General features: G+C 48.2%; 10 protein-coding genes. 5 read left to right on the top strand and 5 right to left on the bottom strand.

What is annotated here, in order from left to right; translation table 11 throughout:
* Position 1 precedes the first annotated feature (1 nt).
* From DKW60_RS09400 to DKW60_RS09390, 3 genes are all read left to right on the top strand, one after another.
* Positions 2 to 502: a hypothetical protein gene (locus DKW60_RS09400; protein ID WP_109837401.1), complete on the top strand. Its 501-nt coding sequence runs from the start codon at positions 2 to 4 to the stop codon at positions 500 to 502.
* Between the two features lie 311 nt (positions 503 to 813).
* Positions 814 to 1311: a 2-oxo-4-hydroxy-4-carboxy-5-ureidoimidazoline decarboxylase gene (uraD, locus tag DKW60_RS09395; RefSeq protein ID WP_109837400.1), complete on the top strand. Its 498-nt coding sequence runs from the start codon at positions 814 to 816 to the stop codon at positions 1309 to 1311.
* 52 nt (positions 1312 to 1363) lie between these two features.
* Positions 1364 to 2689 carry a uracil-xanthine permease family protein gene (locus DKW60_RS09390; protein WP_109837399.1) on the top strand — a complete coding sequence of 442 codons (1326 nt, stop codon included), beginning with the start codon at positions 1364 to 1366 and terminating at the stop codon, positions 2687 to 2689.
* An 84-nt stretch (positions 2690 to 2773) separates the two neighbouring features.
* Here the strand turns inward: DKW60_RS09390 and DKW60_RS09385 are convergent, their stop codons facing one another.
* Positions 2774 to 3202 (bottom strand): PaaI family thioesterase, encoded by a 429-nt coding sequence (locus tag DKW60_RS09385; protein WP_109837434.1) that lies wholly within the window; start codon positions 3200 to 3202, stop codon positions 2774 to 2776.
* Positions 3203 to 3357: 155 nt separating this feature from the next.
* Between DKW60_RS09385 and DKW60_RS09380 the strand changes: the two genes are divergently transcribed.
* Entirely contained in the window at positions 3358 to 5016 is a 1659-nt protein-coding gene (locus DKW60_RS09380; protein ID WP_245929664.1) for an electron transfer flavoprotein-ubiquinone oxidoreductase, read from the top strand.
* Positions 5017 to 5167: 151 nt separating this feature from the next.
* Here the strand turns inward: DKW60_RS09380 and DKW60_RS09375 are convergent, their stop codons facing one another.
* Together DKW60_RS09375 and DKW60_RS09370 are read right to left on the bottom strand one after the other, a co-directional pair.
* On the bottom strand, positions 5168 to 6502 hold the full coding sequence (locus tag DKW60_RS09375; RefSeq protein ID WP_109837398.1) for a FimV/HubP family polar landmark protein: 1335 nt from the start codon (positions 6500 to 6502) through the stop codon (positions 5168 to 5170).
* Positions 6503 to 6536: 34 nt separating this feature from the next.
* Positions 6537 to 7205, bottom strand: a complete 669-nt coding sequence (locus tag DKW60_RS09370; RefSeq protein ID WP_109837397.1) for a hypothetical protein — start codon at positions 7203 to 7205, stop codon at positions 6537 to 6539.
* Between the two features lie 188 nt (positions 7206 to 7393).
* Here DKW60_RS09370 and dinB point away from each other — a divergent pair, with 188 nt between their 5' ends.
* Positions 7394 to 8449 carry a DNA polymerase IV gene (gene dinB / locus DKW60_RS09365; protein ID WP_109837396.1) on the top strand — a complete coding sequence of 352 codons (1056 nt, stop codon included), beginning with the start codon at positions 7394 to 7396 and terminating at the stop codon, positions 8447 to 8449.
* Between the two features lie 137 nt (positions 8450 to 8586).
* Here dinB and DKW60_RS09360 read toward each other — a convergent pair whose 3' ends face one another.
* Together DKW60_RS09360 and DKW60_RS09355 are read right to left on the bottom strand one after the other, a co-directional pair.
* Complete coding sequence (locus DKW60_RS09360) at positions 8587 to 10782, bottom strand: xanthine dehydrogenase family protein molybdopterin-binding subunit (RefSeq protein ID WP_109837395.1); 2196 nt, start codon at positions 10780 to 10782, stop codon at positions 8587 to 8589.
* The gene (locus DKW60_RS09355) at positions 10779 to 11246 is read right to left on the bottom strand and encodes a (2Fe-2S)-binding protein (RefSeq protein ID WP_109837394.1); all 468 of its coding nucleotides are present in this window, start codon (positions 11244 to 11246) and stop codon (positions 10779 to 10781) included. Before DKW60_RS09355 ends, DKW60_RS09360 begins: the two co-directional genes overlap by 4 nt.
* Positions 11247 to 11370 lie beyond the last annotated feature (124 nt).

The raw sequence follows: 11370 nt of genomic DNA, 5'->3' as shown, positions 1-11370 counted from the left end.
AATGAAAAACTTAATAACTTTAGCTTCAATGGCAGTGCTGCTGGCAGCTTGTGGCGGCGGCCCACTCAGTGAGACTGGCTCATCGTCAGGCACTAGTGATGGTGGACCGGTTGCTGAAACGCCGGATACAACACCGGCACTGGAATATACCGCTGACTTGAAAAGCTCTGCTGACTTTGACTTTGCAACCTCACGAGCCATTGCAATCGACTTTGATGTAGAGCAGGCGAGGGTGTCAGAAGGGTTAATGTCTTTGTGTACTAACTACACAGAATCGGATGGCGCATACGATATTGACTACGACAGTTGTACGGTGCAGTCGCCACTGGTTGACGGTGTCTACTCGGGACAAATGGATGTAACCAATGATGTAAATAGCGTGATTGGTGTTGTTTGGTTTAAAGATCCCGACATTGCACCTGTTTACAAAGAGTTCATGCTGGAAGTTGGTGCAAAAGTGGCCCGACGTGGTGCAGGCCCGCAAGCAATTGTGTGGCGGTAATCGCTAGCAGTTGATTGACAGTTTCATGTAAGCATTCGGCCAGACTTTTGTCTGGCCTTTTTTTATCTGTTATCACCAACACCTAGCCGTCACGTCCTCAATTATTAATCGCTTGGTATAGATATTGCTTGGGGTTATTCGTTAATGGTGAACGCAGTGATGTGTGGCAGGATTAAACTAAATGCTGATTTCGATTATCGCTTGCACTTTATTGTTTTTAATAGTTAGTATTGGTTTACCTTAAAAGATTGCCATAGCATTTATATGGCAACTTAGGTATCACGCTGGCAAAAAAGTACTTTGGAGATAAGATGAGTCGAGATGAGTTTGTGAAACACTTCGGTGGGATTTATGAGCATTCTGCCTGGGTTGCTGAACAAGCCTATGATCATGCAAGCAGTGGTTTAAATGATATTGACTCTTTAACGCAATCATTACGTGACGTAGTGGATGCGGCCAGCCATGAGCAACAGCTTGCTTTGCTTAGAGCCCACCCGGATTTAGCCGGAAAAGCAGCCTTACAAGGTGAGCTTACAGATGCCAGTACGAGCGAACAAGCCGGAGCAGGTCTGGATCAATGCACACCTGAAGAGCTCGAGTGCTTTAAACACTTCAACGAATCCTACCTATCCCGATTTGATTTTCCCTTCATCATGGCTGTGAAAGGTGCTAACCGGCATTTAATTTTAGCCGCGTTTGAAAAGCGTCTGACAAATAGTCGGGATGTTGAGTTTAAGACTGCACTGGAGGAGGTGCACAAAATCGCAGGATTTCGTTTGGCAGCGTGGTTTGAGGAGGAACACAGTTAAACGATTTAATAAACAACGAGTTAGCTGACTATAATTAAGGAGAGACTACCCTATGAGCACCCCCGTAGATTTACGAGATCCGAATTACATGCCGCCGATAGCTCAGGCGGTTCCACTAGGCATTCAACATGTTCTGGCAATGTTTGTCAGTAATGTGACCCCGGCAATTATCGTAGCCATTGCCGCAGGGTTTGGCTTTGGCACAGCAGATATGGGGCAGATGATCTACCTGATTCAGATGTGCATGTTCTTTGCTGGTATTGCAACCCTTATTCAGGCTATTGGACTTGGCCCGATAGGTGCAAAACTGCCTATCGTACAAGGAACCAGTTTTGCGTTTATACCGGTCATGATTCCTTTAGTTGCAGGGCAGGGTGTTGGCGCTATGGCTGGCTTGATGGGTGGCGTCGTGGCTGGTGGTATTTTCCACATGTTCCTCGGTACGTTTATTAGTCGTCTACGAAGCTGGTTGCCGCCACTGGTGACAGGTTTGATCATTCTGATGATTGGACTCGCCTTAATCAAAGTCGGTATTCAGTACGCGGCAGGTGGTGTGCCTGCAATTGGTAAGCCAGAATTTGGAAGTCTGGGTAACTGGTTCATGGCATTAGTCGTTATTGTTGTTACCTTGGCCCTGAAGTTTTTCACTAAGGGTATGCTCTCGATGAGTGCTGCGATCCTTGGTATTCTGGCAGGTTATTTGGTTGCTTTGGTGATGGGAGAAATTAGCTTCGCGAATGTTGGTAAAGCAAGCTGGTTTATGGCGCCAAATCCACTTCACTTTGGGATTGAGTTCAATGCCGCTGCGATTATTGGTTTCTGTCTGATGGGTGTTATCTCTGCCATCGAAACCGTAGGCGATGTCTCTGGTATTACCCGTGGTGGTGCAGGCCGTGAAGCGACTGATAAGGAGATTTCCGGTGCAACGTATGCCGATGGTCTGGGAACAGCCATTGCTGGTGCATTCGGTGCATTGCCAAATACCTCATTCAGTCAAAACGTAGGCTTGATTGCAATGACTGGTGTCATGAGTCGTTATGTCGTGGCGATCGGTGCGGTATTCCTGATCATTTGTGGTCTGGTGCCAAAAGTCGGTGCAGTTATCTCAACAATCCCTATTGAAGTATTGGGCGGCGGCGTTATCGTTATGTTCGGTATGGTTGCTGCAGCAGGCGTCAACATGCTATCAGCGGTTGAATGGAATCGTCGTAGCATGCTGATCTTTGCGATTTCACTATCCATTGGCTTAGGTCTTCAGCTGGTGCCAGAGGCATTACAACATGCACCTAAGACGGTTCAGGTCTTGATGACTTCAGGATTACTTCCTGCTGCATTTATCGCTATCCTTCTGAACAAGGTATTACCAGAAATCGACTAAACAGTCTTTTCAGGAATACACAGCCGGTTGGGTTAACACCTTAGCCGGCTTTTTTGATTCTGAATAAGGGAAGCAATGCACTCCTTATGACTCCCCGGCTGCTGGCGGAATAGAGTAGGTACCGGTCACATGGGCAACGCGCTTGCCCGTAGACTCTTCTGTCACATCCACCTCAACAACGGCGAGACGTTTCCCAAGCTTAATAATATTTCCGGTACCAATCAGGTCGCTTTGGCTAGGCTTTCTCAGAAAATTGATATTGAGATTGGTGGTTACTGCAAGCCGCACATCGCCGATCATGGTTAACACAACCGCAAACATGCATGCATCGGCCAGTAACATCATGTGTGGGCCTGAGATCGTACCGCCCGGACGTGTGGAGCGATCATCATATGGCAGCCGCATGACGGCTTTTCCATGACTCACTTCATCAAGGCGCAAGCCTAGGTCACTGCCCCAGGGTAGCTCGGAGAGGATGGCTTCATTAAAGTGTTTTACGCTAATTTTTGACATGGCAATGCCCATTAATAGTTTGATCAATAAACTTTGCGCGTCGGGAGATTTGTCATTTACAATCGCTTAGTGATAGATTGCAATGTCACATGACCTTTACGTAAAGGTTAGGCTACATAATAATTTACATAGTTGAAAAAATACAAGGGTAAGATATGAGTACGAGTGCTGAACGGGAAAGTATGGAATATGATGTGGTGGTGGTTGGTGGTGGCCCCGCTGGTTTGGCAACCGCTATTCGTTTAAAGCAGCTTGCGATAGAGAAAAATCAGGAAATTTCAGTGTGTTTACTGGAAAAGGGCTCAGAAGTGGGTGCGCATATCTTATCTGGTGCGGTGATGGAGACGCGTGCGCTGGATGAGTTGCTACCAGACTGGAAAGCCGATGGTGCGCCATTGAACGCTGCGGTGACCCGTGACGAAGTACATTTGTTCACGACTGAGCGAAAGTCAGTCAAGCTCGCTAATTTCATGATTCCACCAAGCATGCACAATGAAGGCAATTACATCGTTAGTCTGGGTAATGTCTCGCGCTGGCTGGGTGAACAAGCAGAAGCGTTAGAAGTTGAAATATATCCGGGTTTCCCTGCAGCTGAAATCCTCTATCACGAAGATGGCAGTATTAAAGGTGTTGCAACGCCTGATATGGGACTGGATGAGAATGGTGAGAAAAAAGACAGCTATGAGCCGGGTATGGAGCTTCATGCCAAGTACACCGTGTTTGCCGAAGGCTGTCGTGGTCAGTTAGGCAAAGAACTACTGAGCAAGTTTAATCTGGATGCCGACTCTGATGCACAGCACTACGGCATCGGCCTGAAAGAATTATGGGAAATTAAGCCGGAGAACCATGAAGAAGGTTTGGTGGTTCACGGTTCTGGTTGGCCATTAGAAGATGCAACGGGTGGTTCATTCCTCTACCACCTTGAGAATAACCAAGTGGTTGTCGGCCTGATCGTTGATCTGAATTACACAAACCCACACCTCAGTCCGTTTGATGAGTTCCAGCGCATGAAGCACCACCCGGTATTTGCCAAAGTACTGGAGGGCGGCCGCCGCATTTCTTACGGAGCACGTGCCATTGCAAAAGGTGGTCTAAATGCCTTGCCAAAGATGAGTATGCCAGGTGGTTTATTGGTCGGTTGTGATGCTGGTACTTTGAACTTTGCAAAGATCAAAGGCACCCATACCGCCATGAAGTCTGGCATGGTTGCAGCTGAGGTACTATTTGAGCAGCTAAAAGATAACGGTGCTGGTTCGGCAAATCTGACTCAGTTTGATCAGGCATTTTTGGATTCATGGGCAGGTCAGGAATTGCATGAATCACGTAATTTCGGTCCTGCGATGCATAAGTACGGCATGATGATTGGTGGTGCATTCAACTACCTGGATCAGAAGCTATTTAAGGGCAAGATGTCGTTTACACTGCATGACACTACCCCGGATTATGCAGCGATGAAGCCTGCGGCAGACTGCCGTACGATTGAGTATCCCAAGCCTGATGGTAAGTTGAGCTTTGACAAGCTGTCATCGGTATTTCTCACTAATACCTTCCACGAAGAAAACCAACCTTGTCACCTCAGACTAACTGATCCCAGTATTCCGGTTGCTAAGAATCTTCCAATCTATGACGCGCCTGAGCAACGCTATTGTCCAGCGGGTGTGTACGAGATCATTGAAGAAAAAGGTGAGCCAGAGTTACAGATCAATAGTCAGAACTGTATACACTGCAAAACCTGTGATATTAAAGATCCAAGCCAGAATATTACTTGGGTTACACCTGAAGGTGGTGGCGGACCGAGCTATCCAAATATGTAAGTCATATTGCGATGCTGCGGTAGGGAAACCTGCCGCAGTGGTTGCGACAGGCTGTTTATCTATCTTCCAAACGTCTAATCGAATCAGGTTAGTTCTCTATTCAACAAGCGCGCTACTTGTGTTTCAGTACCTAACCTTTATGCTTTTTAAGTTAAGCAATCGTCTCCAGAATTCCCTGAGCTTCTAACTGCTGCTGAGTATTTCCTTCATCCATGACTTCGTTGAGCATTTCACGTGCTGCGTTGTGGTCACCGGCTTCGATATAAGCACGAGCAACATCAAGCTTGATGCTCACTTCTAATGGTGGCTCTTGCTCAATTTCAGCGGCAGGATCAATCGCTTGGTTGTAATCAACGAATGCCGGAGTTGGGGTCTGTGCTGCTGCTTTTTGACGCCGGTTCTTTGGCTTGCTTAGCAGTTTCCACAGTAGTCCAGCAAGCAACAAGATACCCAGAGCAGGCAGCAACCAAATCCAATTGATCTTGCTCATAATGCCAGAATCAAGTGCCGCAGAGTTGTCGACAGGAGTGGTTGTAGCGTCCGTGGTAGTGGTAACAGGCGCGGCATCTTGAGTGCTGTCTTTAGCGCCCTCTTGCTGAGTTTTTTCCAGAATTTCGACGGGTGAAATCCCTTGCTTCTTCAGTGCTTCTGCCATTGCTGCGTTTTCTTCCTGAATGTCACTCATGCGACGTTCCAGAGAGATTTCCATGCGCGTGCTTTCTGCCATCTCACTACGAGCACTTTGTAGTTGTGCATTCAGGCTTTCGTTTCTGTCTTGCAGACTTTCTAACAGCTTTGCACCTTCACCGGTGAGTTCGCCGTTATTCAGCTTTAATTTAAGATCAGCTGTAGTGTTACCTAGTGAGGTGGAGGAGGCTTGAAGTGTTTGTATGCGTTCTTCCAGTGCTTTTAGCTCACGGTCTCTGGTCGCTTTCTCTTCCTCCAGGCGCTTAACCATATCGCTAAGCTTGCTACGCTCATCCGTCAGCGTATCCAGCTTTTCAGACTGTTGCTCCTTCTCTTTAACAAGCGCATCAACCTGATCCGAACTAGCTAAGGTAATAAAAGTCGGTGCCGGCAAGTTTCCTGTCTGACCTCTGCGGAAGTAGCGGTAGTGTTCACTTAGCAAGTTGCTGGCATCTGCCTGTGAGATATTCTTAATGCTCTCCACTGTTGGCAGGCGAAGATCAACACCTCCTAACATGTAGTTGATATTGCCACCTTTGAAGGCATGCGGATTAGCAGCAAGAATTGCCACCATGATCTGATTGCGCGATACGCCCGCATCAATGTAGTTCTTATTAACGATAGCAGTCAGCGTGCCCGTCGCTTTAACCGTGCGCTCCACATGGCTCTCGGCAAGCGCGAAATTGCTTAGTGAACTGGCCAGACATAAAGTCAGGGCAAGTCCAATACGTTTAACAGAATGATGAGGCTTAGTAATAACTGGCATGCGAGTATTGTCCGGTGCGTGAATTTTTCTCATTGAATCAGGGTTCCTTCCCGTCTGGGTGGCGATACTACCATTCCTTGGCGGATTGCAGAACTTGTTTCCAGTGATTTGAGAGTTTGAATTTCCGATGCTGTAAGCTATCCGCAAAATTGATCAATCTGTTCTTTTGGCGAGTCGCGGCATACAGGCTGAGTAACTCTTCAACCATGCTGTTCTCCGGCTTAGTCGTTGTATTGGTATAAGCGTTTTCCAGCATAGACTGAGCGGTTTCGACACGACCATAGGTGATCGCGTGACGGCTCTTTTCAATCAGGCTGCCGGATGCTTTAGCGACATAAGGATCAGATTCGCTCTCTGTGCCAATGCAGGTTGTGCTGGTGAGCACAGAGCCGGGAAAGCGGTGGCAATAGAGTGTTTTGTCAGAATCGTGCGCCAGCCACTCATGAAAGTATTCACGGTCATTTTGGTCTAGCAGCGGAAGTACAAGGCTGTACATACGTTCGCGAAGTGGGCGGCCCTTTTCACCCAGAGCGATAAACAGATCCTGAAGCGCTCCTGGTAAAAAGTGATGGAGTTTAGATTCCAGAGCAAACAAAATTCGCTGGCTCTGTTTTTGGTAATTATCCGGTTGGCCCTTGATGCTGAGATTGAGGCGACGCCATTCATTCATGAGCTTGGCTGTGTCCACATCTTGTGTTGTCGCGGTAGCATCTGGTTTGTTTCGGGAGTTCGTCACATTCGCATCCTTGTGTAAAGCGGCAGGCTTCAATTATACGGAGTAAGGGTCTAAAGGTACAAACAAACACGCATTTCATCACTCTGAGGCATCATTTAACAGATAAGAGCGCGTTTGTTTGTGACTTATCAGGGGGTGTATATTAACTTAAAGTATAGGTGACTGAAAACGCGGAAAAGGTTTGATTTTTGAGAAAAATTATTCATATTGATATGGACTGTTTCTACGCAGCGGTGGAAGTGCGCGAAAACCCATCACTCAGAGGCAAACCAATCGCCGTAGGAGGCTCAGGTGTTACGCGAGGTGTCATCGCAACCTGTTCCTATGAAGCACGTAAATACGGTGTGCATTCTGCCATGCCGACAGCGCGTGCCTTGCGTTTGTGTCCACAGCTTATTTTGCTTCCAGTGCAAATGTCACTGTACAAAGAAGTTTCTGCGCGCATTCAGGCCTTATTTTATCAATACACTGATTTGGTTGAGCCATTGTCATTGGATGAGGCCTTTCTGGATGTCAGTGATAGTGAACATTGTCGGGGTAGTGCCACGTTAATGGCGGAGGAAATCCGTCACCGCATATTTTCAACGGAGCGAATTACCGCCTCTGCGGGTGTTGCGCCCAATAAGTTTTTGGCGAAAGTGGCTAGCGACTGGAATAAGCCGAATGGTCAATGGGTGGTAAGACCAGAGGACGTTGATGACTTTGTAAAGCAGTTGCCGGTTACGAAAATCTTTGGTGTTGGTAAGGTGACAGGCCAACGTCTGGCAAATCTGGGGGTAGAGCGTTGTGAGGATTTACAGTCGTTTTCACAGGAGCGTTTGAAAGAACATTTCGGTGTGTTTGGTACACGTTTGTATGAATTGGCGCGGGGTATAGACGAGCGTCCGGTATCGACTAATCGCACGCCTAAATCATTAAGCGTGGAAGAAACTTACAGTGAAGACTTACCGGATTTGGCGCGGTGTTTACTGGAGATCCCGATTCTGTTTGAAGAGTTTACAAGACGTTTAGTGCGTACTCAAAAACGTATGAGCTTACGACCCAGAACCTTATTTGTGAAACTGCGATTTGATGACTTTGAAACAACCACCATACAAATGGCAGGCACGATACCAACAGAGCAGGGCTTTGCGCATTTGATAGAGCAGGCTTGGCAGCGTGGTAAAAGACCCGTGAGATTGATTGGGTTAGGTGTACAGTTTTCACCGTTAGGAATTCCGGAACAGCTGGAGTTGCCTTTTTAAATTTGAATCTACCTAAAGTAAGAGGTCGCAACTATCCGTTACGACCTCTATACCTTAACGCTAAAATGACACAGGCTTTGATAGCCGAGCCGAGCCGAGCCGAGCCGAGCCGAGCCAAGCCAAGTTGACTCTACATGTCAGGCAAAGGTAATCCCATTCGCTTTCATCGGTAGCTTGGTCACACGCTTACCTGTCGCCGCATAAATCGCATTAGCCAGTGACGGCCCGGCAGGTGGTAGTCCCGGTTCACCAACGCCGGTCGGTGGTTTATCTGAAGGCATGATGTGGACCTCAATGTCTGGCATATCCGTCATGCGAAGCGGTTCGTATTGTGGGAAGTTGGCTTGTACAACCACACCATCTTTTAGCGTGACCTCATTGCGCATCACTGCACCCAAGCCATATCCAATACCGCCCTCGATTTGTGCGCGGATCACATCAGGATTTACTGCGATACCACAGTCCACAACGCAAGTGATTTTATTAATGGAGACGGCACCTTTTTCATTGGTAGACACCTCAGTGACCTCAGCCACATAGCTGTTAAATGACTTATGGACGGCAATTCCTTGTCCCTGACCTTCTGGCATTGCTTTGCCCCAGTCCGCTTTATCCGCCGCTAGCTTTAGCACAGCAGCCAATCTTCCCTGACTCTCGTCACTTTCATCTAGGTGTGCTAAACGGAATTCGACAGGGTCTTTACCCGCAGCTTCAGCCGCCATATCCATCAACACCTCCATGGTGTAGGCCGATTGGCTATGACCCACCGAGCGCCACCACAAAACCGGAATAGGGGACTCAAAATCAGTCAGCCCCAGTGACATTGGAAGTTGGTAGGGCGTGTCGCTGACGCCTTCCACAGAGGCATGGTCAACACCACCGTGAACTACCATTTTCTCCATCGGGCCACCTTTAAAGATGGACTGAGCAACCGTGCGCTGTGCCCAGGCACTGACTTTGCCGTCTTCGCCTATGCCAATAGATGCACGCTGGGCAAACATCGGACGATAGAATCCACCGGCTAAATCATCCTCACGCGTCCACACCAGTTTGACAGCATTTTTGCCGCCTAGGGCCAGATAAGCAAGCACGGCTTCGACATGATAATCCGAGGCAGTATTGGCGCGACGACCAAATGAGCCACCTGCGTAATAGGTTTTGATCTCAACCTTCTCCATCGGCAGTTTGCTAATTGCCGCAATGGTCGGGTGCGTAATCATTGGGAACTGACAACCATCATGCACCCGAATGCCACCGTTTTCTGTTGGCTCGATCACGCAATTCAATGGCTCCATCGGTGCATGCGCGAGTAATGGGAAGATAAAGTCTGCTGAGACCTGTTTCTCTGACGCTTTGGCTTTAGCCTCCATGTCCGCCAGATCAGCATTACCGGTGACATCATAGCTTGGATCAGCATCGAGCTTGGCGAGGTATTCTGACAAGCGCTCTTCACTGCCACGGCTATCGGCATTACTGTCATCCCATACCGCTTTAATCGAGCGTCGGGCTTTAATCGCTCCCCACGTTGATTCTGCATACACCGCAACACCCGCCATATTCGGTAAGGCTTTAGCATCTACAAATCCCGTGATCGACTTGACATCACCGGCTTCAAAGCTTTTGAGCTTACCGCCAAATTTCGGTGAGCGCAGAATAGTGACATAAACCATATTCGGGACTTTGACATCCATTGAGAACATGGCGCTGCCATTAGTTTTATCAGTATTGTCTTTGCGGTGTAGTTTGTTGTTACCAATCAAGCTGAAGTCAGCCGGATCTTTCAGTGTTGGCTCTTCTGCTGCGGTTAATTTAGAGGCTGCTTCAACAAAACGGCCAATACCGGATACGCGGTCCTGCGTGCTCAACATGCCGCCTTTCAACGAGATATCGCTGGCATCAACACCCCACGCTTCAGCGGCGGCCCGAATAATCATATCCCGCGCAGCTGCTCCGGCTTGGCGATATTGCATAAAGGAGTTGGCAATTGCGGTGGAGCCTCCGGTGCCTTGTCCACCAAAGGCGAGGTTTTTGTATTTCGCATTATCAGACGGGGCAAATTCAACGTTGACCTGATCCCAGTCTACATCCAGCTCTTCCGCAACTAGCGTGGCTAAACCGGTAGAGGTGCCTTGACCCATTTCAAAGTGCTTGGCGATGACAGTAACTGTGCCGTCAGCATCGATTCTGACAAAGGGATTTAAGTCAGCAGCGACGGATGCCGCTTCGCTATGACCCGCAGCCAGCAAGCCACTGCTATTAAATCCGACCACTAATGTAGCCCCCAGAGCGCCGACACCTTTTAGAAAACTACGACGATTCATTGAAGTACTCATGCTTTAGCCTCCAGTAGGTCAGCTGCGTGATGGATAGCTGCGCGAATCCGCACATACGTCGCACAGCGGCAAGCGTTACCATTCATGTAGCTATCGATGTCTTCATCCGTTGGTTTGGTGTTTTGAGTGAGCAGACCCACAGCAGACATGATCTGACCGGACTGGCAATAGCCGCATTGCACGACATCCAGTTCCTGCCAGGCTGCCTGTACGGCTTTTGCTTCCGGCGAGTCCAGTGACTCGATCGTTGTGACTTCGCTGTCACCCACCGCACTAATCGGGTAAATACAAGAGCGTTGAGGTTGACCGTTGATATGCACGGTACAAGAACCGCAGGACGCCACCCCGCAACCAAACTTGGTCCCGGTCAGGTCTAATTCATCACGAATGACCCATAGAAGCGGCGTATCGGCGTCGGCATTGATCTCTCGCACCTCACCATTAATTTTTAATGTAGTAGCCATAAGATTATTTTCTCCAGATAGGTCGTGTTTGTTCGACAGTAAACAGATTACTCTTTAAAACTCACCGATGGCAAGTTACAGTCAACAAAGCAATGGCTTACTCAGGAGAATGATATGAACGCAT

The organism is Leucothrix pacifica (genome assembly GCF_003172875.1).
GTDB classification, from domain to species: domain Bacteria; phylum Pseudomonadota; class Gammaproteobacteria; order Thiotrichales; family Thiotrichaceae; genus Leucothrix; species Leucothrix pacifica.
The sequence above is the reverse complement of the archived record's forward strand: the minus strand, read 5'-3'. Positions and strand labels throughout refer to the sequence as shown.